Annotated in this window: 21 protein-coding genes; 13 read left to right on the top strand and 8 right to left on the bottom strand. The window is 64.5% G+C overall.

Features of this window, described 5'->3' with window-relative positions; all coding sequences use genetic code 11:
- Window positions 1-133: 133 nt before the first annotated feature.
- From J6525_RS27280 to J6525_RS27265, 4 genes are read right to left on the bottom strand one after another with little or no spacing between them, the layout of a single operon-like run.
- Window positions 134-832, bottom strand: a complete 699-nt coding sequence (locus tag J6525_RS27280) for a hypothetical protein (protein WP_225646963.1) — start codon at window positions 830-832, stop codon at window positions 134-136.
- Entirely contained in the window at window positions 829-3,948 is a 3,120-nt protein-coding gene (locus J6525_RS27275; protein ID WP_225646962.1) for an efflux RND transporter permease subunit, read from the bottom strand. The genes J6525_RS27280 and J6525_RS27275 overlap by 4 nt, the downstream gene beginning before the upstream one ends.
- Entirely contained in the window at window positions 3,945-5,159 is a 1,215-nt protein-coding gene (locus J6525_RS27270; RefSeq protein WP_225646961.1) for an efflux RND transporter periplasmic adaptor subunit, read from the bottom strand. Before J6525_RS27270 ends, J6525_RS27275 begins: the two co-directional genes overlap by 4 nt.
- A complete protein-coding gene (locus J6525_RS27265; RefSeq protein ID WP_225646960.1) occupies window positions 5,125-5,787 on the bottom strand; it encodes a hypothetical protein in 663 nt (220 codons plus the stop codon). Before J6525_RS27265 ends, J6525_RS27270 begins: the two co-directional genes overlap by 35 nt.
- An 8-nt stretch (window positions 5,788-5,795) precedes the next feature.
- Here J6525_RS27265 and J6525_RS27260 point away from each other — a divergent pair, with 8 nt between their 5' ends.
- A complete protein-coding gene (locus J6525_RS27260) occupies window positions 5,796-6,695 on the top strand; it encodes a LysR family transcriptional regulator (protein WP_092078350.1) in 900 nt (299 codons plus the stop codon).
- A gap of 448 nt (window positions 6,696-7,143) precedes the next feature.
- On the top strand, window positions 7,144-7,518 hold the full coding sequence (locus tag J6525_RS27255) for a hypothetical protein (RefSeq protein WP_225646959.1): 375 nt from the start codon (window positions 7,144-7,146) through the stop codon (window positions 7,516-7,518).
- Window positions 7,519-7,524: 6 nt separating this feature from the next.
- On the opposite strand, the gene J6525_RS27250 is transcribed toward J6525_RS27255, so the two are convergent.
- Together J6525_RS27250 and J6525_RS27245 are read right to left on the bottom strand one after the other, a co-directional pair.
- Complete coding sequence (locus J6525_RS27250; protein ID WP_225646958.1) at window positions 7,525-8,904, bottom strand: polysaccharide deacetylase family protein; 1,380 nt, start codon at window positions 8,902-8,904, stop codon at window positions 7,525-7,527.
- Between the two features lie 96 nt (window positions 8,905-9,000).
- On the bottom strand, window positions 9,001-9,816 hold the full coding sequence (locus tag J6525_RS27245; RefSeq protein ID WP_225646957.1) for a polysaccharide deacetylase family protein: 816 nt from the start codon (window positions 9,814-9,816) through the stop codon (window positions 9,001-9,003).
- Window positions 9,817-9,900: 84 nt separating this feature from the next.
- Between J6525_RS27245 and mgtE the strand changes: the two genes are divergently transcribed.
- Complete coding sequence (gene mgtE / locus J6525_RS27240) at window positions 9,901-11,322, top strand: magnesium transporter (RefSeq protein ID WP_092078338.1); 1,422 nt, start codon at window positions 9,901-9,903, stop codon at window positions 11,320-11,322.
- A 126-nt stretch (window positions 11,323-11,448) separates the two neighbouring features.
- On the top strand, window positions 11,449-11,769 hold the full coding sequence (locus J6525_RS27235; protein ID WP_028343385.1) for a helix-turn-helix domain-containing protein: 321 nt from the start codon (window positions 11,449-11,451) through the stop codon (window positions 11,767-11,769).
- A 771-nt stretch (window positions 11,770-12,540) separates the two neighbouring features.
- On the opposite strand, the gene J6525_RS27230 is transcribed toward J6525_RS27235, so the two are convergent.
- The gene (locus J6525_RS27230; RefSeq protein ID WP_225646956.1) at window positions 12,541-13,068 is read right to left on the bottom strand and encodes a DUF6428 family protein; all 528 of its coding nucleotides are present in this window, start codon (window positions 13,066-13,068) and stop codon (window positions 12,541-12,543) included.
- Window positions 13,069-13,117: 49 nt separating this feature from the next.
- Between J6525_RS27230 and J6525_RS27225 the strand changes: the two genes are divergently transcribed.
- The 4 genes from J6525_RS27225 to J6525_RS27210 are packed head-to-tail and all read left to right on the top strand — an operon-like array spanning window position 13,118 to window position 15,745.
- Complete coding sequence (locus J6525_RS27225; protein WP_092078332.1) at window positions 13,118-13,477, top strand: ArsR/SmtB family transcription factor; 360 nt, start codon at window positions 13,118-13,120, stop codon at window positions 13,475-13,477.
- Window positions 13,477-14,163, top strand: coding sequence for an aquaporin (locus J6525_RS27220; protein ID WP_225646955.1), 687 nt, complete (start codon window positions 13,477-13,479; stop codon window positions 14,161-14,163). Before J6525_RS27225 ends, J6525_RS27220 begins: the two co-directional genes overlap by 1 nt.
- Complete coding sequence (gene arsC / locus J6525_RS27215) at window positions 14,160-14,582, top strand: arsenate reductase (glutaredoxin) (protein ID WP_092078326.1); 423 nt, start codon at window positions 14,160-14,162, stop codon at window positions 14,580-14,582. Before J6525_RS27220 ends, arsC begins: the two co-directional genes overlap by 4 nt.
- Entirely contained in the window at window positions 14,579-15,745 is a 1,167-nt protein-coding gene (locus tag J6525_RS27210) for an MFS transporter (protein ID WP_225646954.1), read from the top strand. Before arsC ends, J6525_RS27210 begins: the two co-directional genes overlap by 4 nt.
- Here the strand turns inward: J6525_RS27210 and J6525_RS27205 are convergent.
- The gene (locus J6525_RS27205) at window positions 15,714-16,622 is read right to left on the bottom strand and encodes a LysR substrate-binding domain-containing protein (protein ID WP_225646971.1); all 909 of its coding nucleotides are present in this window, start codon (window positions 16,620-16,622) and stop codon (window positions 15,714-15,716) included. The genes J6525_RS27210 and J6525_RS27205 overlap by 32 nt on opposite strands.
- 80 nt (window positions 16,623-16,702) lie before the next feature.
- On the opposite strand from J6525_RS27205, the gene psrA reads away from it, so the two are divergent.
- The 5 genes from psrA to J6525_RS27180 all read left to right on the top strand — a co-directional run bounded on the left by psrA (window position 16,703) and on the right by J6525_RS27180 (window position 23,654).
- Window positions 16,703-17,836 (top strand): iron-containing alcohol dehydrogenase PsrA, encoded by a 1,134-nt coding sequence (psrA, locus tag J6525_RS27200; RefSeq protein WP_225646953.1) that lies wholly within the window; start codon window positions 16,703-16,705, stop codon window positions 17,834-17,836.
- A gap of 11 nt (window positions 17,837-17,847) precedes the next feature.
- Complete coding sequence (gene phnA / locus J6525_RS27195; protein WP_376708566.1) at window positions 17,848-19,095, top strand: phosphonoacetate hydrolase; 1,248 nt, start codon at window positions 17,848-17,850, stop codon at window positions 19,093-19,095.
- Window positions 19,096-19,121: 26 nt separating this feature from the next.
- A complete protein-coding gene (phnY, locus tag J6525_RS27190) occupies window positions 19,122-20,570 on the top strand; it encodes a phosphonoacetaldehyde dehydrogenase (RefSeq protein WP_225646951.1) in 1,449 nt (482 codons plus the stop codon).
- An 86-nt stretch (window positions 20,571-20,656) separates the two neighbouring features.
- Window positions 20,657-21,973 carry an MFS transporter gene (locus J6525_RS27185; RefSeq protein WP_225646950.1) on the top strand — a complete coding sequence of 439 codons (1,317 nt, stop codon included), beginning with the start codon at window positions 20,657-20,659 and terminating at the stop codon, window positions 21,971-21,973.
- A gap of 376 nt (window positions 21,974-22,349) precedes the next feature.
- Window positions 22,350-23,654: an MFS transporter gene (locus J6525_RS27180; RefSeq protein WP_028336433.1), complete on the top strand. Its 1,305-nt coding sequence runs from the start codon at window positions 22,350-22,352 to the stop codon at window positions 23,652-23,654.
- Window positions 23,655-23,670: the final 16 nt, after the last annotated feature.

Below are 23,670 nucleotides of genomic sequence, written 5' to 3'. Positions count from 1 at the left end.
CAAGGCGCGCGACGCGATGCTATCGAAGCAGCGCTTAGCTGGCGACTTGGTCGCACCTGTTGCTGATGGCGTGAGGCTCTTTCGGATGATAGGACGCGTCGGGCAATTGATGGCAGTTGGCGCCAGCTTGCTGCTACATTTGCGTGCTGTATCCGATTGATCTCAGAACGACCTGTCCTCCGAATGCGGCCCCGGTCCCCGACAGGACGAAAGCGGACCAAAACAATACTGAGCGCGGCATGCGCGTGCATGAATGGAGCCCGATGGTCGCTGCGACGCCAAGCGCGATCACGGCGATAGCTAAGCGCTCCGACGGACCGCCAGGGTCGCTGATCCAGTCCGCGCATGCGCTGGCGAGGGTTTGGGCGAGCAGTGCCGCGGCCCAGAAGAAGCCGCGGACGTTGGAATCGTTCGTCGGCCCCGGCAGATCTCCCGTGAGGCGATAGCAGATCACGAACGAGAAGATGAGCAGGATGGCGATGAGTAGGATCGCGCCGATGTCGCCGACTCCCATCGAGATGTCGGTTGCCTCTGCCAGCACCGCAGCCAATAGACTTAGCAAGAATGCGAAGGACCAAAAGATCAGCCACGGAAGCCGCCGGGTCGCGCCCTGCAATATCGACATCCCAAGGAAGCACATCATAAGCGCGACGATCACTCTTCCCGAGCGGTGAAGGTAGATAGGATTGAGTGCATGGCCCGCGATCTCGCCAGCCATGGCCGCGAGAAGCCAGCAAGTCCAAAACGCGGCCGAGAGCTGGGGAACGATGCTCATGCGGGCGAACGGCGTGCCCTTCCGAGTCCCCCTGCCATCCCTTGTCTTGGCGCTCATCCTGCAAGCTCCGGTTTGACGGCGGGAAGGGGGGCGCGATGCATCGTGCCTTTACGTGCGAACCAGTCGCTGACGTTCTGGAGATAAATGTAGACCACTGGCGTTGTGAACAGCGTCAACAGCTGGGAAACGATCAGGCCGCCGACGATCGCGAAGCCGAGCGGTTGCCTCAATTCCGATCCGGTCCCCGTGCCGATCATCAGCGGAACGCCTCCGAGCATCGCGCACATGGTCGTCATCAGGATCGGACGGAATCTGACCTTGCAGGCCTCCAACGCGGACTGTTCAGCCGAAAGTCCCCTGTGACGCTCGGCCTCGAGTGCGAAATCGATCAGCATGATGCCGTTCTTTTGCACGAGGCCGATCAGGAGAATAATCCCGATCAGCCCGATGACGTCGAGCCCAAAGCCGAAGGTCCAGAGCGCCATGAGCGCACCGAGCCCCGCAGACGGCAGCGTCGACAGGATCGTGATTGGATGGATCGTGCTCTCATAGAGCATGCCAAGGATCAGATAGACCGCGACGATCGCAGCCAGGATCAGGACCGGTGTCGAGGCGAGCGCAGACTGGAAAGCCTGAGCGTTGCCCTGGAAACTCGTCGCGATGGTCGAAGGCATATGCAGCGCGGCCGTCTCCTGCTGTACGGCGGCAACTGCCGTTCCCACAGCCGTGCCGGGCGCCAGATTGAAGCTCAGCGTGACCGACGGAAACTGGTTTTGATGATTCACCGCCAGCGCCGCCGAGCCATACTCGATGGTCGTGAACTGACTGAGCGGCACCATCGATCCGTTCGACGAGCGGACGTAAATGCGGTTCAGCGCATAGGGGCCGGACTGGAACGACGGATCGACCTCGAGGATCACGTAGTAGGTGTTCAACGTGGTGAAGAGCTGGGCGACATGGCGCTGGCCAAAGGCGTCGTAGAGAGTGTTGTCCACCGCCGCTGGATCGATGCCGAGGCGAGAGGCGGCATCGCGGTCGATCTTGAGCTTGAGCTGACGCGCGGCGTTGGCCTGGTCGCTGGCGACGTCGGCGAGTTCCGGCCGCTTCTTTAATGCCTCGAACAGCTTGCCGGCCCAGCTGTTCAGCTCGTCCTGGTTCACATCCGTGAGCGTGAACTGGTACTGGGTCTTGGACAGGCGGCTGGCAAGATTAATGTCCTGCGTCGCCTGCATGAACACGGCGATCCCCTGGAGCTTGGCGAGCTTGGCATCGAGCTGCCGGATCACCTCGTCGGCACTGAACTGGCGCTCGTTCCGCGGCTTCAACAGCACGAACAGGCGGCCGTTATTCTCGGTCACGGTAGGTCCGCCCGGGCCGATATAACCCGTAGCGTTGGCGACCGACGGGTCCTTTGCGATCACATCGATCACGCTCCGCTGCAGCTCCGCCATCTCTTTCGGTGAGACGTCGGCCGACGCTTCCGTGATGCCGGTGATCATGCCGGTATCCTGCTGGGGAAAGAACCCCTTCGGTATGCCTGCGAACAGCACGCCCGTTGCCACGAGGCTCGCAAGCATGACCGTCAGGGTCGCGAGTTTGAATCGCAGCGCAACGGACAGGACGGCTTCGTAGCCGCGCTGTATCGCGACGAATCCACGCTCCAGCGTCCGCGAAACCACGCCTGTGCCGGCGCCGTGATCCGAAAGCAGATAGGCGCACATCATCGGTGTCAACGTCACGGACACGATGACGGAGACTGCTATCGCAACGCACACGGTGACCGCAAACTCCTGGAACATCCGTCCGATCACACCGCCCATCAAGAGCAGGGGAATGAACACCGCAACCAGTGACACCGAAATCGAGATGATGGTGAACCCAATCTCGCCGGCGCCTTTCAGGGCGGCCTGCAGCGGCGACAGTCCCCGTTCGATGTGCCGCGAGATGTTCTCGATCATGACGATGGCATCGTCGACGACAAAGCCGACCGCGATCGAAAGACCCATCAGAGACAGATTGTCGAGGCTGTAGTTCAAGAGATACATCACGCCGAACGTGCCGATCAGCGAGATCGGCACCGAAATCGCGGGAATCATGGTGGCCCAGAAATTCCGGAGGAACAGGAAGATGACGCCAACCACGAGTGCGATGGTCAAGAGCAGCGTGAACTGTACGTCGTCAAGACTGGCGCGGATCGTCTGCGTTCGGTCCGATGCTATCGTGACCTTGACATCCGAGGGCAGGCCTGCGACCAGCTGCGGCAGCAGCTTCTTGATGCCGTCCACCGTGCTGATCACGTTGGCGCCCGGCTGCCGCTGAATGGCGAGGATCACCGACGGCTTGTCGTTGTACCAGCCTTGCAGCGTCACGTCCTCTGCCGCGACTTCGGCATGGCCGATGTCACGCAGCCGCACCGGTGCGCCGTTCCGATAGGCGATGATGAGATCTTCATAGCCCTTCGCGCTGAGCACCTGGTCATTGGTCGCAAGCGTGTAGGCCTGTTCGTTGCCGTAGAGCACGCCCTTCGGCTGGTTGACGGTGATGTTGCCGAGCGTGGAGCGCAATTGCTCGAGGTCGATGCCGGCCGCGGCAAGCTTTGCCGGATTGACCTGGACGCGGATCGAGGGTTTTTGCATGCCGCCGATCGTGACCAATGACACGCCCGGCACCTGCGACAGTTTTTGCGCCAGGATGCTGTCGGCATAGTCGTCGACCTTGGTGAGCGGTTCGGTGTCCGAGGTCAGTGCGATCAGGAGCACGGGGACGTCGGCCGGGTTGACTTTCCGGAAGATCGGCGGCGACGGCATGGTTTTCGGCAATTGCCCGGCGGCCGCATTGATCGCGGCCTGGACGTCCTGTGCGGCCGCGTCGGTGGTGCGGTTCAGCGCGAATTGCAGGGTGATCGCGGTGTTGCCGAAGCCGCTCGACGAGGTCATGGCGGTCAGGCCTGCGATCTGCCCGAACTGGCGCTCCAACGGCGTGGCAACCGACGAGCCCATGGTCTGCGGATCGGCGCCGGGCAACTGCGCGGTGACCTGGATCGTCGGCGTGTCAACCGACGGCAGGGCCGAAACGGGCAACCGGACGAAGGCAACCAAGCCGATCAGCGTGATGCCGATCGCGAGGAAGGCGGTGGCGACAGGTTTGCGAATGAAGCCTTGGGAGATGCTCATGGCAGCATACCTGCGCTTGCGGTGGTGGCGTTCTGGACCACGTCCTTGCGATTGTCGGGTACGACTTCGACCGATGTCCCGGGCTTCAGCCGGTACTGACCGGCGGTGACGACGGTCTCGTCTCCGGACAGGCCCTGGTCGATCAGCACTTTGTCCTCGCGTGACTGGCCGGCCTTGATTTCGCGCGCGTTCACGACATGGTTCGCATCGACGACGTAGACGAAGGTGCCGCTTGGTCCCTGCTGAACAGCCGTCAGCGGCACGGTTACGGCGTCGTGGCGGATCGCGATGGTGAGATGGATGTTGACGAACGAACCCGGCCAGAGGTTTTTCTTCTCATTGGGAAAAGACGCCTTCAGTTGCACCGTGCCGGTCGATGCATCCACCTGATTGTCGATCAGCATCAGGCTGCCATGGTCGAGCTTGTGCGTGTTGGCCGCGTCATAGGCGTCGACCGACGCCTCACCGGATGCGATCGCTTTCTGCACGTTGGGAATGTCGGTCGACGGCAGCGTGAAGATGATCGAGATCGGCTGCATTTGCGTGAGGATCACAAGGCCGGTCGCATCGGTCGGGTGTACGATATTGCCGGGATCGATGTGACGGATGCCGGTGATCCCGTTGAAGGGCGCGGTGATTGTCGTGTAGCTCAACTGCGTTTGGGCAGCCTCCAGTGCGGCCTTGTCGAGTTCGACCGTGCCCTTGCCCTGCGCGACCTGCGAATCCTGCGTATCGAGCAGTTGCTGGGTGGCGAATCCGCGCGCTGCCAGCGGCTGCGTCCGCGCGAAGTTGGCCTGCGCGTTCTTCAGGCCCGCCTGATCCCGGGCGAGGGCGGCCTCTGCCTGGTCGACCTGCGCTTCGAAGGCGCGGGGATCGATTTTCGCCAGCTCATCGCCGCGTTTCACGTCCTTGCCTTCGACAAAGTTCACGCTCTCGAGTGTGCCCTGGACCTGTGTGCGGATGGTCGCGGTGTTGATGGGCGTCACGGTGCCGAGCCCCTCGATCACGATGGGCACGTCGCCCTTGTGCACATGGGCGGCCGTCACTGGAACGAGCGGTGGGGCCGCGGGCTCAGCCGCATGGCTTGGCGCGGGACTGTGCAGGAAATACGCGCCGCCCCCGGCTCCGATAAGGAGAACCGTGACGAGGAGAAGAGTCTTTCTGGATGGCATTGCTTCACACTCCATGATGACGGCTTTGGCGGCCGGCATTCGCGACCAGTTCCAGGACGAAGGTCTCGGCAGCGCTCGCCGCGGCTCGCGCCACTTTTGCCGCGGGCGGATCGAGCCTGACGATCCGCGCGTCGATGTCGGTGGCTTGCAGCGTGGTGATGAGGAATTCAGGCGCATCCGCGCAATTCTCACGTCGCACGACCAGCCGAACGGCGGCAGCGGTGGGAACGATGCGAAACGGCAGCGGCGCACAGTGGACCGCGATCGCGAGCAAGCCGGCACAGTCGAGAGTTCCCCGCAGCACCAACTCGAGCGCCGTGCGGGCGGCCTTGCCTTCTCCAAGCAGGATCACCTGTGGAGCCTCTACGTCTTGTCGGGCGACCTCAGCGGCAACGCAGCGCAAGATTTCGTCGGGACTGCTATCGCGGACGGAAACGGTGGACCACAGGGCGAGCGGCGTCAGCCGGCGCCAGCGCGGCAGCTCCGCAGGCGTCGCAACGAGGGGGGCATCCGGTCCGGCCAGGACCGCAACCATCACTTTTGTGGCGGTGCGTGCCGTTCGCGCGGCGATCCCATGTGGTGAGCGTATTGACATGGACTTGAAGTTGGCCGCGGCAGAAATATTATTCAAATGAATTGACATAATCCGCCAATTCACGCTGTGCATTCTGACCCATGAGACTCCGCAACCTCGATCTCAATCTGCTGCTGGTGTTCGACGCGGTGCTGCGCGAGCGCAGCGTTGTGCGCGCCGCAGACAGTCTCGCCATCAGCCAGCCTGCCGTCAGTCACGCGCTCAACCGGCTGCGTCATGCGTTGAAGGACAAGCTCTTTGTCCGCACGCCCGCGGGAATGAGCCCGACCCCCAGAGCCGAGCAGCTCGCGCTTCCCGTTCGCAAGGCGCTCAACGAGCTGCAGCTCGCGGTCGAGGGTGATACCTTCGATCCCTCGACCGCGGACCGGCGCTTCACGATTGCGGTGAACAACTATGCAGCCGTGGTTGCGGTGGGTCCGATCCTGGCCGCGGTGCGCGCACAAGCACCGACTGTGCGACTGTCACTCGTGCCCAGCGGGACCCTGAATCTCACGGATCGATTGGACCGCGGCGAGCTCGATCTTGCGTTGTCGGGGCGGGCCATAGAAGGCGAGCGGTTCGCCTCGCAGCAGCTCGTCGAGGATCGCTTTGTGGCGGTGCTCCGGAGCGGACATCCCGCGCTACGTAAGAGGTTGACGGCGGCGTCGCTTGCCGAACTGCCGCATCTAGGGATCAGCTCGAGCGGGGAGAATTTGGAGTTTGTGGATACGTTCTTGAAGGCACGGAAGAGCGCCCGCTTTGTCGCCTCCGACGTGCCCTATCTCTCCGCAGGGGCGGTTCTGGTGCAATCGAACCTTGTCGCCATCCTCGGACGCAAGCTGGCGATGGAGTTCCGCCGCGCTTATCCGATCGAGATCAGGGAGCTGCCCTTTGATGCTCCGGTTCTGCACAGTGTGATGAGCTGGCATCGGCGCTTTGACGATGTGCCCGCTCACCTATGGTTGCGTAGCACCATTATTGAAACCGCCACCACCTTATGAGCCACTGTCGCGGACGACGTCTTTTCGATCCGGCGGATAGCGGCGGCGGAACACGTGGCGGGAGGCACGCCCGATTTGGCGCAGGTTTGGCGTCCGCCTTGAAAGGCACTTATGGGCCTGAAATGCGCCTAATTCTTTCGGCCGTATCGGCAAGCTATTGAAATCACAACAAATGCGACCGCCCTCCGAGCGCACCATACCTCAGCTGATCCTTGAAATCGCTGGACTTTTCGGAGCATGGCCGCTCGCCGGCTATGCCGGCCCGTGTCTCCGGGGGCAGGTCCGACGAGTGCAGGCGGGTGACGTGGAGGTGCAGGTCGATGCGGTCATGTAACACCGGTCAGGTAGATTCGCGGATGCATGGCCTTACCGGTTTGGTGTTGCCGACCGAAGCCGACCGCTTTCCCCCAATCGCGCGGCTGCGAGCTTGCCTTACCCGGAGCGCCTGATGATCTTTGCGAGCTACGCCTACCGTGTGGTCTCCAACTTCGTGTTCCTGGGGCTGGTCTATTTCACGCTGAACCTTCTGGAGAAGTACGAGCAGCGCGCGACGGTCGCAATTCTGGTCCTGGTCTATGCGGCGATGCACGCCTTTTCCGGGCTGCGCTCGTTCTATTTCTTCCAGCGCATCGAGCGCCTGGAGGGCGAGACGCGACGGCTCGCCGCGGCGGCCGGCGAGGGGCCCAATGCTGTCGCCTCGCGCAGGCAGATCGTCGCCGATGTCACCGCGCTCAGGCATGCCGGCGAGATCAAATCCTATATCGATATCTTCTTCCTGGCGCTGGTGATCCTGCTCTGCGTCGCCAAGATCGTGGCCAGCTAGATCACGTCAATCAGGCACGCGCTTGCCGGCCGCCGCCGCCTCGGCGCGCGGCGTACGCTTCTTCACATTATTGGCGACGTGGACTGACGCGTTGTCGGCAGCCGGCGGTGCGACATGCAAGGGGGCGCCATGGGCTCGGCCGTGTGCCGCGGCGGGCCCCTGATGCGCAGCCTGCTTCGGATGCCTGGCCTGGCGCGCGGAGAACGCCTGCGCGCGCGATACGCCAACGCCAATTGTCGTACGCTGCACGAGGCGGCGATTGGCCGCCGATCGGGCTGCGAGCAGGGTCAGGTCGAGCGCTTCGGGAACGCGGAACACGTCGGGCGCCGGGACCGGCAATGTCGAGACGGATGCGAACCGCGCGAGCTGGGGCTGCGGCCACAGCGTGCGGACGGGCATCGCGACCCGGGTGCGCTGTGCGTGGTCGAGGATGTCGGCATCGCGCCAATCCATGTCGGCAAACACCGGGGCAGGCAGCGTCCGCGTCGCGGTGTACACGAAGTTCGGAATTTTGGGCCAGCGCGTGGTCGCCACCGTCTCGGTCGGTGGATGCAGGTACCATTGCTGCGGCTGGGTCGGCGTCGCCGGGCGATCGGGCGTTGCGGGCACGACATGAACGATCCGGTAGCCGCGCTCCTTCAGCGTGTTGAGGATGCGCGGCAGCGCCGCAACGGTGCGCGGCTGGATGTCGTGCAGCAGCAAGATGCCCTTGCGCTTGGCTTCGATCCGCTGGATCGCGAGGTCATAGACCCGCTGCGGCGAGATGTGGCGCCAGTCGTCCGCGGGGAAGTCGGCGCTCCAGACCTGGATGCCCTGGGACGCCAGATAGGCCTCCGGGATCTCGGCGCGCATCAGGCCGGGAATCCGGAAGAACGGCGCGAGCTTGCTCTTGTCGCCATTGAGCGCTGCGAGCGTCGAGGCGATGCCGTCGTCGACCTCCTGCCGCACCTTCTCGAGCGACATCTTGTTCATCGTCAGCGGATGGTTCTGGCTGTGCGTGCCGACGGTATGTCCGGCCGCGATCAGCTTGCGCACGCCCTCCGGATTGAACCGGGCCTGGGAGCCGATGGTGAAGAAGGTCGCCTTGACGCACTGGCTGGCGAGAATGGCCAGCACCTGGTTGCTATATTTAGGTAGCGGCCCGTCGTCGAAGGTCAGTACCACTTCGTGATCGGCGAGCGGCAAGGTCTCCGGGTACTGCATGGTGCCGATCCGGGGATGCTCCTTGGGATCGACGACGAGGGTCCGCGAGGTGCCGAGTGCGTTGGGGTTAGGGCAGTCTGCGGCGAGGGCGGCGTACGGCGTCATCAAGCCGCAACCCAGCAGCGCCGCGCGGACCACGGTCCGCGACCGCTTCCGGATCATCACCAAGACGTTTGCAATCATCGAATCTCGGCCGCATTCCAAACGCACTGACGAATCCTTAGGTGCGGCGCCATGAATGCCGCCTTAACGGTCTGTAATCCACCTAGCGTCCCGGGTTCAATGTGTCCGGTCGGACACGGTTTTCAGCGCCGCCGGGACAATGTGGACGACGTGGTATTTATGCTCCTGCAGGTACCTCAAGAAGGTGGGCAGCATCTCGGCTGTCCGCATTTGCGGGTCATGCAGCAGGATAATTCCCTTGCGGTGGCCTTCGAGCCGCCCGGTGAGCAGCTTGAGTTCCTCCTCGGGGGTCATCTTGTTCCAATCGCTGGCCCAGAAATCGGCTCCGAACACCGCGATACCGCGCTTTTCCAGGTGGTCCAGCAGGGCGGGTGTCGATTCGAAATAGGGGAACCGGAAGAACGGCGTGCTCGGAATCTTGCTTTCGGTGCCGCGCAGGGCCTTCTGGACCGCTTCGATCCCCCGGTTGATGTTCGCGTCGGCCTGATCCGGCGGGAGTTTGTTGAGATGTGGATGGTCCCAGCTGTGATAGCCGATGGTGTGGCCGAGGCGCGCGATCTTGCGGACCATATCGGGGTGATCGGCCGCGTTGCGGCCGACCATGAAGAAGGTTGCCTGCACGCATTCAGCCGCCAGCGCCGTCAGCACCTTGTCGGTGACCCCCGGCGTCGGTCCGTCGTCGAAGGTCAGCACGACCTCGCCATCCCTGAGCGGCAGGGTCTGCGGAAAGCTCTTCAGCCCGACGCGCGGATAGGTCGCGGGGTCGACCTCGAGCACACGTGAGGTGCCGAGTGCGTCCTTGCGCTGGCATTCGGCGGCGTGCGCCGAGCCGAACAGTGCAACAGGCGCGAGCGCGACCAGCGCCGCGAAAGTCTTCCGGAGCGGTCGCGGTGCGCTCGACATCTTTCTCATTGCACTGGGCCCCACCGATTAGGTAATCCGTTCCGCACTCATCCAACCAGTTTTTCCCCTCCTGTCAAACCGGCGAAACACGGCATGGCCGAGAATTTCGACGTTGCCGAACCCGCCGAGGCCGATCCGCTGGCCCGGATGCCGATGCGGGACGAGGAGGGCGAGCTCCGCGGCGAATTCGTCGCGGCGATCACCCGGGCCATCCACGCCGCCGACCGGCCGTTGCTGTGCGAGGTGGTGGCGGAACTGCACGAGGCCGATCTCGGCGACCTGATCGCGGCGCTGGAGCCGGTCGACCGCGTCACCCTGGTCGAGATCACCGGCACCGATTTCGACTTCTCGGCGCTCAACGAGGTCGACGAGACCGTCCGCGAGGAGATCCTCGAGGAACTCGAGCCGGAGACGGTTGCCGAGGGTGTCCGCGAGCTCGAATCTGACGACGCCGTCGAGCTCCTGGAGAGCCTCGACGAGGAGGACCAGGAAGAGATCCTGGAGAAGCTGCCGGCGGCCGAGCGCGAGGACATCGAGCGCAGCCTGCTGTACCCGGAGAATTCCGCCGGCCGGCGGATGCAGACCGAGTTCATCGCGGTGCCGCCGGATTGGAATGTCGGGCAGGCGATCGACTACATGCGCGACACGCCGGATCTGCCGGACCGCTTCTACGAGATCTATGTGGTCGACGCCGACAAGCATTTGCTCGGCGCGGTGCCGCTCGACGTGCTGCTGCGCACGCGCCGCCCGGTTCCGGTCAAGGACCTGATCGATGAGGACCGCCGCCGGGTCTCCGCGCTGGAGGACCAGGAAGAGGTCGCGCGGATGTTCGGCAAGTACAACCTGGTCGCAGCTCCCGTGGTCGACACCATCGACCGGCTGGTCGGCGTGATCACCATCGACGACGTCGTCGACGTGATCGAGGAGGAGGCCGACGAGGACTTGAAGGCGCTCGGCGGCGTCACCAGCGACGAAGAGCTGTCCGACACGGTGTGGACCATCGCCCGCGGCCGCTTCAACTGGCTCTTGGTCAATCTCGCCACCGCGTTCCTGGCCTCGTCGGTGCTCGGTCTGTTCGAGGGCCAGCTCGAGAAGATGGTGGCGCTTGCGGTGCTGGCGCCGATCGTGGCGAGCCAGGGCGGCAATGCCGCGACCCAGACCATGACGGTCGCGGTGCGCGCGCTCGCCACCCGTGAGCTCGGCCCGTACAACGCGATGCGGGTGGTGCTGCGCGAGACCATGGTCGGGCTCGTCAACGGCATCGCCTTTGCCGTCATCACCGGCGTCGCCGCGGTGGCTTGGTTCAAGATCCCCGGCCTCGGCATCGTGATCGGGCTTGCGATCATCTGCAACCTGGTCGCCGGCGCGCTCGGCGGCATCCTGATCCCGATGGTGCTGGAACGGGTGCGGGCTGACCCCGCGGTCGCCTCCGGCACCTTCGTCACCACCGTCACCGACGTGGTCGGCTTCTTCTCCTTCCTCGGCATCGCCACGCTGTGGTTCGGCCTCAAGTAACGCGCTCGCGGGCAGGGCGGCGCATGGTCCGGGCGCGAGCCGCGCCGGGCCGCTTATCGTTAATCCGAACTTAACGCGCTTCATCGATGATGCCGCTATCTCCAAGGGGCCATCACGGGGGCCATCATGCAGCGGTTGCGGCTCAAGGCGGACGGACGGATCGTCGAATTGCGCGACGGGCAGGAAATCCCGCTCGTGCCCGCACATCCCGACCAGGCGGCGATGCAGCCCGCGGCAGCGCAGCCGGCCGTACGCGATCTGCGCCGCCGGGCCCAACTCACCCAGCTCGAATTCGCCGCCAAGCTCGGCGTGCCGGTGGAAACCATCCGCAACTGGGAGCAGGGCAAGCGCGCGCCGCGTGGACCCGCCCGCGCGCTGCTCGCCGTGATCGCCCATTCGCCGGAGACGGTGTTCGCCGCGCTGTCGAGCGAGCCGACGGCGGCTTGAGCGGGTAGGGCGTACGTCGCCATCATCGCTGCAATCTCGGTGTCGTCCCTGCCTAGTGCGCAATTGCGCACGGGAGCAGGGACTCATACTCCGCGGCCCGTGTTGAGAACGGGACTCGTCGTTCGACCATCCCGCGACAATGCCGATCTGTGGTTATGGGCCCCGCTTTCGCAGGGACGACAGCGAGTGTGTTGCACGACCGGGAGTCAAACTTCCGCATTCTCGCGACATGATCTGCCCGAGCTTTGCTCTTCGTTCCGCCCTCTCTTCACAGAGGGCGCAGGGAAAGCCGGGTGCCGATCGCACCCATGGGTCCCGCGTAATAAAAAACGCGGGAGGTAGGACCACAGGTGTAACCGGAAACAACCCGGCTTTCCCTGCGCGATGGGTTACGGCTTACTTCGTGCTCTCCCCGGCGAGACTTGGCTTGCTTGTCACCGTCTTCGCAACGACGCATTCACGTCCTGCGAAGAGACACCTGCCGCTAGGGCGTCAGGACCACACGACTTCACCGTCCACCTCGGTCACGCGTCGTCGGTCGTGACCTCGGCGTCCACCGCATCTCACCGCAACACTCCTGACGATGCGCAGCGCCCCTCGATCGGGTGAGACGGGTTATTCATACATTGAGTTGCCTTTCGGATAAAGCGAAATATTTTTGCTCCGAGGGCTTGACCCGTCGGGCAACAGTGATCGGCGATTTCCGGGCAGCCTTGCCGCGAGCGCCAACCCGCGTGACACGTCTGGCCATATCAGGCGCTCAGACATCCATCACCCGCAGCACGGCTGTTTGGCTTTCGGTGCGCAGCAGGATTGCTGGTCCTGGAGCCATCGGCCGCGCGGCTTGCAACTCGACGGGCGCGCCGAGAGATGGACCCGGATCGCCGCGTCGCCGGCATCCATGCGTTCCGCCCGATAGATTTGCATCGGCCGAACACCGTCGCTCACTTCGAACGTCAACCTGGCCTGCGGGTCGAAGCCGACGGCCTCATCGACCTTGCGGATGATCGCAAGAAACTTTCCGGCCGGCATGTGACCGCGGTTTTCCTCCTCGATGTCCCAGAGCTGAATGAAGGTCTCGCTCCAGCTCTCCGGGTTCGCGCCGCAATCGAGCGCCCTGAACGAACCGGTCTTGACTTCGGTCACGTGGTAGCTGGGGCGGACGTCCCGGCCGTCGTAGCTGAAAATCAGCGGCTTCTCCTTGTGCGCCTCAAGGCCGGAAAGGAGGGCCGCGGATGACAGCTCTTCCACCGGAAGCAGGGCGCCGACGATCGAACGGGTATTGGCAAGCGTGTCCATGGCTGCTATCCTCATTTCAATGATTATTGAATTGTAGGATTATCGAAAGATGGAGGAGCGTCAAGCCCGAACCGCGTTTGCTGCGCTGTCGCAGGAAACGCGGCTGCGGATCGTCCGGCTGCTGGTCCAGGCGGGCCCCGAGGGGATGGCCGCGGGGGCGATTGCGGAGGCGGTCGAGGTGTCGCCATCCAACGTGTCGTTCCATCTGAAGGACCTCGAACACGCCGGCATGATCGCGCCGCGCCGCGAGGCCCGCTCGATCATCTACTCAGCGGATTTCACCGGTTTGCGCGACCTCATCGCCTTTCTGATGAAGGATTGCTGCGCGGGCCACCCGGAGATCTGCGCGCCGGCGCTCGCCGCTGCCCAGTGCAAGCCTTCCACGGGCAAGAAGAAGGCGCGTGCCTGATGCGCGATTTCGATCTGCCGCGGCGCCTTGTGGCTGAATGTTTCGGCACGTTGTTTCTGGTCGCGACCGTCGTTGGCTCCGGCATCATGGCAGAAACCCTGACCAAGGACGTGGCGCTGGCGCTGCTCGGCAACACGCTGCCGACCGGTGCCATCCTCGTGGTGCTGATCACGATTCTTGGACCGATATCCGGCGCGCACTTCAATCCGGCGGTCACGCTGGTGTTCACGCTCAAGGGCGAACTCCGCCCGCCGCACGCGGCGCAGTACGTCGCGGCGCAGGTGCTCGGGGGAATCCTGGGTGCGATGGTTGCGCATGCCATGTTCGGCCTGCCGCTCCTGGAGTTCTCCGCCAAGGCGAGGACCGGGTTCCCGCAGTGGTTTGCGGAATTCGTTGCCGCGTTCGGACTGGTCGCAACGATCATCGGTGGCCTGCGGTTTCGCGAGGCCGCGATCCCATGGCTGGTCGGGCTCTACATCACGGCCGCCTACTGGTTCACCGCGTCCACGTCTTTCGCCAACCCGGCCGTTGCCATCGCGCGATCATTCACCGATACGTTTTCCGGTATCCGCGCGCGGGACCTGCCGGGATTTATCGTCGCCGAGATTCTGGGGGCGATGGTCGCGCTGGCGCTGATGACGTGGCTCCTGCGGCAGAGCGAAACCAAGATGGAAGCAATCCGATGACGATCACGATCTACCACAATCCCGATTGCGGGACGTCGCGCAACGCCCTGGCCATGATCCGCCAAAGCGGGGAGGAGCCGGAGATCGTCGAGTATCTCAAGACGCCACCCGCGCGCGACACGCTGATCGCGCTGATCAGGGCCATGGGCATGACGCCCCGCGCGCTGCTCCGCGAGAAAGGCACGCCTTATGCAGCGCTCGACCTTGCCAATCCGAAATGGAGTGACGACGAGTTGATCGATTTCATGATCGCGCATCCGATCCTGATCAATCGGCCGATCGTGGTCTCGCCGAACGGCGTGAAACTGTGCCGGCCGTCCGAGGCCGTGCTTGAACTTCTCGCCACTGACATTGGCCAATTCGTCAAGGAGGACGGAGAAGTGGTCCCGCCCAGGACGCCGGGTGCGCGCGCCGGATGAGCCGTCGCGCAGACAACGTCCTGATCGTTGCGCTCGGGACTACGCAAACCCTTGCCTGGGCGTCGAGCTACTATCTGCCCGCCATCCTCGCGGATCCGATCGCGCGGGACCTCGGCATCTCGACCAACTGGCTGTTCGCCGCGTTCTCGATGGCGCTCGTGATCTCCGGGCTTCTCGGCCCGCGCGTCGGCCGCCAGATCGACCGGATGGGCGGACGCGAAGTGCTCTGCGCGTCCAACCTCATCCTGGCGTCCGGCCTGATCCTGCTCGGGCTATCCCAGAGCGGCGTGCTGATGGCGGTGAGCTGGTTGTTGCTCGGCGTCGGCATGGGCCTTGGCCTGTATGATGCAGCCTTCGCGGCGCTCGGGCGCATCTACGGCAACGCCGCCCGTCGCTCCATCACCGGCATTACCCTGATCGCGGGCTTTGCCAGCACCATCGGCTGGCCGCTGAGTGCGTGGGGAATCGCAACCATCGGGTGGCGCTGGACCTGCTTCGGCTGGGCCGCTGCGCACATTCTGATCTGCTTGCCGCTCAACGGCCTCCTGATCCCCGGGCTAAAGCGGGAGCATCGGATCGCGGCCGACACGCCGAAGCCGCACATTGCCATCGATCGCGCGATGGTGTTGCTCGCCTTTGCCTTCGCCGCCGCCTGGAGCGTGACGTCGGCGATGGCGGTTCATCTGCCGCGAATTCTGGAGTCGCTCGGTGCGACGCCGGCGCAGGCGATCGCGGCGGGCGCACTGATCGGCCCGGCGCAGGTGGCGGCACGCATTGTCGAAGCGAGCCTGCTGAAGCGCTTCCATCCGCTCTGGTCAGCGCGCCTGGCCTGCATCACACATCCCTTGGGCGCCTGCGTCATCGGTCTGTTCGGCGGTGGCTTCGCGGGGGTGTTCGCGCTGTTGCACGGTGCCGGAAACGGCATCCTGACCATTGCGCGCGGCACGCTGCCGCTGGCGATATTCGGTCCGAAGGATTACGGCTACCGCCTGGGACTGCTCGGCGCGCCGTCGCGACTGTCTCAAGCCCTCGCGCCCCTCATATTCGGATTCCTGATCTCGCCGCTCGGTGGCTACACGCTTGCGGTCACATCGGCTCTGAGCTTGGCCGCGCTTCTGGCACTGTGCGCACTCAAGGCCGGGCCGAAGACCCCCTCGCGCTAGCATCACGACCCTTCATCCGCCGGACCGTGTCGATGAACGCCTTGATGATCGGGGAATGGCCGCGTCCGCTGTGATGCGCGATGCTGTACTGGGTCTTGATGGTGCGGTCGCTGATCTCCAGCGCGCGCAGATTGGGATGCGGCACGAATTCGAAGTCGGCGACGACGCTGATGCCGAGGCCGCGCTCGACCGCCTTCCACACACCCTCGCGGCTCTCGATCTCGAACACCGGCTCGATCCGGATGCCCTCGGCCTGCATCGTGGCCTCGAACGCGCGCCGCGTGGTCGAGCCGCGCTCGCGCAGCACGATGGGCTGGTCGGCCAGCTCGCGCAGCCTGACCGACTTGCGCTTGAACCAGGGATGGTCGCGGTTGACGAACACGATCACGCGGTGCGTGCGGTAGGGGATCATGGTGACGCGCGGATCCTCCGGCACCTCCGCCAGGATCGCGACGTCGGCCTCGAAGTCGACGATGTGGCGGAAGGTGCGTTCGGAATTGCCGAGCAGGGTCGAGATCTGCACCTCCGGATGATCGCGCTTGAACGCCGCGATGATCTCGGTGGCATGAAACGGCCCGACGGTCGCGACGCGCAGATGGCCCTTGGTCGCCTTGCCGTGCGCGGCCAACAGGTCGTGCGCCTCGTCGCAGAACGTCATGATGCCGCGGGTGATCTCGAACAGCGCGGCTCCGGCTTCAGTGAGCTCGGTATGCCGCGGCTTCCGGATCAAAAGCTCGACGCCGTAGCTCTCCTCCAGTTCCTTGACCTGGATGGTCAGCGTCGGCTGCCCGACGTTGAGCACGCGCGAGGCCGCGGTGAAGCCGCCATGGGTGGCGACCGCGTGGAAGGCGCGAAGCTGGCTGAACACTATTGACATAATCAATAGAACGCATCCGTAGAATGAATTTGTCAATAGCAGCCGGCGCCATACCTTCGCACCAAACGGAGGACGCGCGGATGGACTGGACTTATTCCAACCCGGTGAGGATCGAATTCGGAGCCGACAGCTTCGACAAGCTGCCGGGCCTGATCGGCAAGCGCGCCTACGCGCTCGTGACCTATGGCGAGCCGGTCTTCGACGAGCTCGAGCGGCGGCTGCGCGCCGCCGCGGGACCGTCTGTCCTGACCATTCGCGACGTCGCGCCCAATCCGGACTACCGCCTGCTCACCGAACAGACCGCGCGCTTTGTCGGGCTCGCGAGGCAGCCCGAGGTGATCGTCGCGCTCGGCGGCGGCTCGGTGATCGACTCCGCCAAGGTGTTCGCGGCCGCCGGCGGTGACTTCGCGACCGTCAAAACCTATCTGGAGACGCAGCAGGGCGCCGAGCGCCTCGCGGCGATCCCGATCATCGCGGTGCCGACCACCGCCGGCACCGGCAGCGAGGTGACCTGCTGGGGCACGGTGTGGGACGAGGCCAACGGCAAGAAATACTCGCTGGCGCGTCCGTCGCTTTATCCGACCCATGCGGTGATCGATCCGTGCCTGATGCTCGGCAAGCCGCAGCTTCTCACCATCAGCACCGGGCTCGACGCGCTGTCGCATGCGCTGGAGAGCATCTGGAACGTCAACAACAACCCGGTGTCGGCCAACCACGCGGTGGCCGCGGCGCGCAACATCCTCGACGTGCTGCCGAAGCTCGCCAATGACCTCGGCAATCTCGAGCTGCGCAGCCGCATGGCGCAGGCAGCGCTGTTCGCGGGCCTGGCGTTCTCCAACACCAAGACCGCGATCGCGCATTCGCTGTCCTATCCGATCACGCTGCGGCACGGCGTGCAGCACGGCATCGCCTGCTCGTTCTCGCTGCCGATGGTGCTGCGCAGCGTCAAAGGGGCAGGCGGGCTCTGCGAAGATAGCCTGAAGCAGATCTTCGGCGCCGACCTCGCGCGCGCGGCCGACGATCTCGAGGACTTCATGGCGCGGCTCGGCATCTCCTGCAATCCGGCCGCCTACAGGATCGAGCGCGCCGAATGGCACGCGCTGATCGCGGACTCGCTGGAGGGCGAGCGCGGCCGCAACTTCTTAGGGTCGAAGGAACGGCTGATCGAGGCAGCGCAGACGCAGCGGATGCCGAGCGCGGCGACGGCGCAGTGACGAGGAGAGGCATCATGCAAGACAATCGTAAAACCATCACCGTGAACGGGCGCGATTACGAGGCGCCGACGCGGCCAACCGTCGTGATCTGCCTCGACGGATCGGAGCCCGGCTATATCGAGCAGGCGATCGAGGCCGGCGTCGCGCCGACCTTCGCGCGCTTCATGAAGGAGGGCGCGCATGTCCATGCCGCCAGCGTGATCCCGAGCTTCACCAATCCGAACAACCTCTCGATCATCACCGGGCGGCCGCCCGCGGTGCACGGCATCGCCGGCAACTACTTCTACGACACGGCGAACAACGCCGAAGTCATGATGAACGATCCGAAGTTCCTGCGTGCACCGACCATCCTCGCCGGTGTTCATGATGCCGGCTACAAGGTTGCCGCCGTCACCGCCAAGGACAAGCTGCGCACCTTGCTCGCGTACGGTCTGGACTATTCCAGCGGCCGCGCCATCGCCTTCTCGTCGGAGAAGGCCGACCAGGCCACCAAGGCCGCCAACGGCATCGATGATGTGCTCGATTTCGTCGGTCTGCCGCTGCCCGAAGTCTACTCGGCCGATCTGTCGCGCTTCGTGTTCGCGGCCGGCGTCAAGCTGGTCGAGCGCTACCGTCCCGATCTGATGTACCTGTCGACCACCGACTACATCCAGCACAAGGTCGGGCTCGGCACCAAGATCGCCAACGACTTCTACGCCATGATCGACGGCTATCTTGCGAAGCTCGATGCGCTCGGCTGCAACATCGTGGCGACCGCCGATCACGGCATGAACGACAAGTTCCTGCCTGACGGCAAGCCCGACGTGATCTACCTCCAGGACGTCATGGATGACTGGACGGGTACGGGCGCCGCACGCGTGATCCTGCCGATCACCGATCCCTATGTCGCCCATCACGGCTCTCTCGGCTCGTTCGCGACCATCTACACGCCGGAGGGCGCCAACGTCGACACGCTGCTGTCGCGGCTGCGTGCGACCGGAGGCATCGAGGTCGCGCTGACCCGCAGCGATGCCTGCGCCCGGTTCGAGCTGCCGCCGGACCGGATCGGCGACATCGTCGTGATCTCGACCAGGCACAAGGTGCTCGGCACCAGCGAGTCGCGTCACGATCTGTCGGGCCTGACCGAGCCGCTGCGCTCGCATGGCGGACTGACCGAGGAGCGGGTGCCGCTGATCGCCAACCGCAAGATCGCGCTGCCCGCCGGTCTCGCCCTGCGCAATTTCGACGCCTTCGACGTCGCGCTCAACCGCATCAAGTGACGCATTCGGACCCCAAGGACAGTGCCATGAACATCCAGAGCCCGGCCGTTCGCCACGAGCAGATGCGGATCGCAGGCAGCTTCGTCGACACCGACGAGCATGTCGAGGTCTTCAATCCCTACACCAACAGGGTGGTGGGCACGGTCCCGGCGGCGCGGCCGGAGCATGTGCGCAGCGCCTTCGCCAGGGCGGCCGCGTTCAAGCCGAAGCTGACGCGCTACGAGCGCCAGCGCATCCTGCTGCGCACCGCCGAGATCCTGGCCGGGCGCAAGGAGGAATTCGCGCGGCTCATCACCGCCGAGTCCGGCCTGTGCTGGAAGGATTCGCTCTACGAGGCCGGGCGCGCCTACGACGTCTATTCCTTTGCCGGCCAGCTCGCGATCAAGGACGACGGCGAGACGTTCTCCTGCGACATCAGCCCGCAGGGCAAGGCGCGCAAGATCTTCACGACGCGCACGCCGCTGCTCGGCGCGATCTCGGCGATCACGCCGTTCAACCATCCGCTCAACATGGTGAGCCACAAGATCGCCCCCGCAATCGCGACCAACAACCGCGTGGTGCTGAAGCCGACCGAGCTGACGCCGCTGACAGCGCTCGCGCTCGCCGACGTGCTCTACGAGGCCGGGCTGCCGCCGGAGATGCTGTCGGTGGTGACCGGCAATCCGCATTCAATGGGCGATGCGATGATCACCGATCCGGACGCCGATCTCGTCACCTTCACCGGCTCGGTCAGGGTCGGCAAGCACATCGCCAATAAAGCGGGCTACAAGCGGCTGGTGCTCGAGCTCGGCGGCAACGACCCCCTGATCGTGATGGAGGACGCCGACCTCGACAAGGCGGCCGAGCTCGCGGTCACCGGCGCCACCAAGAATTCCGGCCAGCGCTGCACCGCCGTCAAGCGCATCCTCTGCGTCGAGGCGGTCGCTGACGATTTTGTCGCGTTGGTGCTGAAGAAGGCGCGCAAGCTGAAATGCGGCGACCCGATGGACCCGACGGTCGACGTCGGCACCGTGATCCATGAGGGCGCGGCGAAGGAATTCGAGCGCCGCGTCAATGCCGCCGTCGCCGACGGCGCCGAGCTCTTACACGGCAACGACCGCAACGGCGCGCTCTATCCGCCGACCGTGGTCGACCGGATTCGCTACACCAGCGAGCTGGTGATGCAGGAGACCTTCGGTCCTGTCATCCCAATTATCCGCGTGCCCAACGACATCGACAGCGTGATCCGGATCTCGAACGCGACCGCGTTCGGCCTGTCGTCCGGCGTCTGCACCAACAGGCTCGACTACATCACGCGGTTCGTCAACGAGCTCGACGTCGGCACCGTCAATGTCTGGGAAGTGCCGGGCTACCGGATCGAGATGTCGCCGTTCGGCGGGATCAAGGATTCCGGCCTTGGCTACAAGGAAGGCGTGCAGGAGGCGATCAAGAGCTTCACCAACGTCAAGACCTACTCGCTGCCCTGGCCGGTCTAGAGCAGCGCGTTCGACGAGGGCCGCACGCGGACAACAAGAACAACGCGGCGGCCGACTGCGATCAACCAAACAAAGGGGAGGCCTCAATGTCGATCACGTTCAGTCCGTCGGGCGTCGGCTCGGTCGGCGTGCAGAATCCGGAGCTTGCGACGTCGTTCCGCCGCGCGCAGTGGCGGATGCTGTTCGCGGCGATGTTCTGCTATCTGTTCTTCTACACCGGGCGGCAAACCTTCGGCTTCGCCATTCCCGGCATCCAGGCCGAGTTCGGCGTCACCAAGGAGGCGCTGGGCTGGGCCAGCGCGGCGCTGCTCTGGTGCTACGCGGTCGGGCAGGCGATCAACGGCAATCTCGGCGACAAGTTCGGCGGCCGCCGTGTGATGAGCGCGGGTGCGATCCTTTCCTTCATCATGAACTGGGCCACCAGTCTCTCGACCGGGATCGTCAGCCTCACCGCGTTCTGGGGCATCAACGGCTATTTCCAGTCGATGGGATGGGCGCCGGGCAGCCGGCTACTGTCGAACTGGTGGGGCCGCCAAGAGCGCGGCACGGTCTACGGGCTCTATACATTCGCGGCCGGTCTCGCCTCGGTGCTGTCGTTCGTCACCTCGCTGGTCGTAGTCGGCTACTTCCAACTCGACTGGCGCTGGATCTTCCGCATTCCGGTGGTGCTGCTGCTGCTCGGCGGCATCGCGTTCTATCTGATCGCGCGCGAGAAGCCGGAGGACATGGGCTTTGCCTCGCCGCATGACGAGGCCGACGATGTCGCCTCTGCGGAAACTGCGGTCAGCGCCGATGAGGGCTCGCTGGCGCGCTACAAGGCGGTGCTGTCGAACTGGCGTCTTTTGGTCGCCGGCGTCGCGATCGGCTTCCAGAACGCGGCGCGTTACGGCCTCTTGGTGTGGGTTCCCGTGCACTTCCTCGGCAGCAACTGGGCCAAGGCCGGTGCCGCCTCGGTGATCGATCCGCGCTGGATCAGCATCGCGCTGCCGGTCGGCATGGCGGTCGGTGCGTTCAGCAATGGCTGGGTCTCGGACAAGGTGTTCGGCTCGCGCCGCTACCTCGCCATCGTGCTCTACATGGCGCTCGCCGCGGTCACCTCGCTGTGCATGTACGCGATCCCGACCTCGGACGTCGTGCTCGGGATGGCCGTGCTGTTCTTGTGCGGCTTCTTCACCTACGGCCCGCAGTCCTCGTTCTGGGCGCTGTGCCCGGATCTGGTCGGCCACAAACGGGCAGGGACCGCGACCGGGGTGATGAACTTCTTCGCCTACCTGTTCGCAGGTCTCGGCGAGCCGATGATCGGCCACTTCATGGACAAGCATAACCAGACCTCGCTGGTGTTCCTGGTGGTCGCTGTGTGCGCCACGTCCAGCGCGGTGGTGGCGGCCTTCATCCGCCGCTGACGAACGATCCACATCAGCGGCTCACCACAGGTCCGCGCTTCCGGTGGGAAGCGCGGACCACTGTTTTTGGAATGAGCGGAACGCCGTTATGCGTGCGATCGCCGGTGCCGCAACGCCGGGATGAATTCCCTGAAATTGCCGGCTCGAACGGGATGACCTGACGCTCAATCCCTCATCACCGGCTGACCAAAATCAATGCACATAATACTAGATTGCACGTAATATCAACATGATATAAAAAATTGTATGCAGAATACAAAATGTGCTTGTCCCGTTTGCCGCCTTGAAGCAGACTTCACGCAGGGCAGGAGAGGCCAGCGACCGTCAAGGACGAGGGGCGCGGCAGGGCAAAACAATCTGTCGGGAGGAGCAAGCAATGAGCGATCAGGTGTCCACCATCGCAATGGCAGATACGGCAAAGCCTTCAGGCGTGCGCTGGAAGATTTTCCTGCTGATGCTGTTCCTGATCTCGATCAACTATATCGATCGCGCCTCGCTCTCGGTCGCGATGCCGGTCATCGCCAAGGAGTTCGATATCGATCCGGCGATGCAGGGCCTGATCCTGAGCTCGTTCTTCTGGACCTACGCGCTGATGCAGGTGCCGGGCGGCATGCTCGCCGACCGCTTCAAGCCGCGTATCGTGATCGCGCTCGCGACGCTGTTCTGGGGCTTCTTCCAGGCCCTGGCGGCGCTGTCCACCAGCTGGATGCTGTTGCTGCTGACCCGGCTCGGGCTCGGCGCGTCGGAAGCGCCGATCTATCCGGCCGGCGGCAAGCTCAACGCGATCTGGATGACGCAGACCGAGCGCGGCCGCGGCGCCACCTTGCTGGACGGCGGCGCGCCGCTCGGTGCGGCGCTCGGCTCGATCGTGATCGCCTGGCTGATGGCGGCGTTCAGCTCCTGGCGCGTCGCGTTCGTCATCGCCGGCGTCGGCACCATGCTGTGCGGGCTGTGGGCCTGGTACTACATCCGCAACGTGCCGCGCGAGCATCCGTCGGTCAACGAAGCCGAGGCGCGCTATCTCGAGGAGGCGCACGCGATCGAGGATGCGGCGACGCCGCCGTCTTCGGGCGCAAGCTGGATGGCGTATTTCCGGTTTCGCTCGGTGTGGTGCATGTGCCTCGGCTGGATGTTCTTCAACACCACGTTCTACGGGCTGCTGACCTGGATGCCGACCTACCTGTTCAAGGTGCACGGCTTCGACATCAAGGCGCTGGGCGGCGCGTCCTTCATCATCTTCTTCGCAGGCTTCGTCGGCGAGCTGGTCGGCGGCTGGATCGGCGATAACTGGCGGGAGCGGGGCGGGTCGCCCAACACCGTGTTCCGCACGCTGTTCGGCATCGCGGCGATCATGGCGACGGTCTCGATCTTCCTCGTCGCCTACGTCACCAACGCGGTCGCGGTCGTGGTGCTGCTGTCGACGACGCTGTTCTTCCTGCGCTGGTGCGGCATGTACTGGGCGATCCCCTCGGCGCTGGCGGGCCGCGGCAAGTCCGGCTTCCTCGGCGGCTGCATGAATCTCGGCGGCAACATCGCCGGCATCACGACGCCCCTGATCGTCGGCTTCATCGTGCAGGCCACCGGCTCCTATTTCCTGGCCCTGATGTATTTCGCCGCCGCGGGCATTGCGCTGTTGATCTGCTCGACCCTGATCGATTACAGCCGCAAGCTCCCGGTCTAAAACGGATGCGGCCGAA

This window comes from Bradyrhizobium australafricanum (genome assembly GCF_020329495.1).
Lineage (GTDB): Bacteria > Pseudomonadota > Alphaproteobacteria > Rhizobiales > Xanthobacteraceae > Bradyrhizobium > Bradyrhizobium australafricanum.
Note: the sequence above shows the minus strand (reverse complement) of the source record. Positions and strands in the feature narration are given on the sequence as shown.

Excerpts from the sequence above, each read along its gene's own strand:
- J6525_RS27270 (WP_225646961.1), bottom strand. The coding sequence starts at position 5,159 with ATGCCGGCCGCCAAAGCCGTCATCATGGAGTGTGAAGCAATGCCATCC.
- J6525_RS27205 (WP_225646971.1), bottom strand. The coding sequence starts at position 16,622 with ATGTCAATAGTGTTCAGCCAGCTTCGCGCCTTCCACGCGGTCGCCACC.
- J6525_RS27180 (WP_028336433.1), top strand. The coding sequence starts at position 22,350 with ATGAGCGATCAGGTGTCCACCATCGCAATGGCAGATACGGCAAAGCCT.
- J6525_RS27265 (WP_225646960.1), bottom strand. The coding sequence starts at position 5,787 with ATGCACAGCGTGAATTGGCGGATTATGTCAATTCATTTGAATAATATT.
- J6525_RS27275 (WP_225646962.1), bottom strand. The coding sequence starts at position 3,948 with ATGAGCATCTCCCAAGGCTTCATTCGCAAACCTGTCGCCACCGCCTTC.
- J6525_RS27235 (WP_028343385.1), top strand. The coding sequence starts at position 11,449 with ATGCAGCGGTTGCGGCTCAAGGCGGACGGACGGATCGTCGAATTGCGC.
- J6525_RS27185 (WP_225646950.1), top strand. The coding sequence starts at position 20,657 with ATGTCGATCACGTTCAGTCCGTCGGGCGTCGGCTCGGTCGGCGTGCAG.
- J6525_RS27225 (WP_092078332.1), top strand. The coding sequence starts at position 13,118 with ATGGAGGAGCGTCAAGCCCGAACCGCGTTTGCTGCGCTGTCGCAGGAA.
- arsC (WP_092078326.1), top strand. The coding sequence starts at position 14,160 with ATGACGATCACGATCTACCACAATCCCGATTGCGGGACGTCGCGCAAC.
- J6525_RS27245 (WP_225646957.1), bottom strand. The coding sequence starts at position 9,816 with ATGAGAAAGATGTCGAGCGCACCGCGACCGCTCCGGAAGACTTTCGCG.
- phnY (WP_225646951.1), top strand. The coding sequence starts at position 19,122 with ATGAACATCCAGAGCCCGGCCGTTCGCCACGAGCAGATGCGGATCGCA.
- J6525_RS27260 (WP_092078350.1), top strand. The coding sequence starts at position 5,796 with ATGAGACTCCGCAACCTCGATCTCAATCTGCTGCTGGTGTTCGACGCG.
- J6525_RS27210 (WP_225646954.1), top strand. The coding sequence starts at position 14,579 with ATGAGCCGTCGCGCAGACAACGTCCTGATCGTTGCGCTCGGGACTACG.
- J6525_RS27250 (WP_225646958.1), bottom strand. The coding sequence starts at position 8,904 with ATGATTGCAAACGTCTTGGTGATGATCCGGAAGCGGTCGCGGACCGTG.
- J6525_RS27220 (WP_225646955.1), top strand. The coding sequence starts at position 13,477 with ATGCGCGATTTCGATCTGCCGCGGCGCCTTGTGGCTGAATGTTTCGGC.
- J6525_RS27230 (WP_225646956.1), bottom strand. The coding sequence starts at position 13,068 with ATGGACACGCTTGCCAATACCCGTTCGATCGTCGGCGCCCTGCTTCCG.
- J6525_RS27255 (WP_225646959.1), top strand. The coding sequence starts at position 7,144 with ATGATCTTTGCGAGCTACGCCTACCGTGTGGTCTCCAACTTCGTGTTC.
- J6525_RS27280 (WP_225646963.1), bottom strand. The coding sequence starts at position 832 with ATGAGCGCCAAGACAAGGGATGGCAGGGGGACTCGGAAGGGCACGCCG.
- psrA (WP_225646953.1), top strand. The coding sequence starts at position 16,703 with ATGGACTGGACTTATTCCAACCCGGTGAGGATCGAATTCGGAGCCGAC.
- mgtE (WP_092078338.1), top strand. The coding sequence starts at position 9,901 with ATGGCCGAGAATTTCGACGTTGCCGAACCCGCCGAGGCCGATCCGCTG.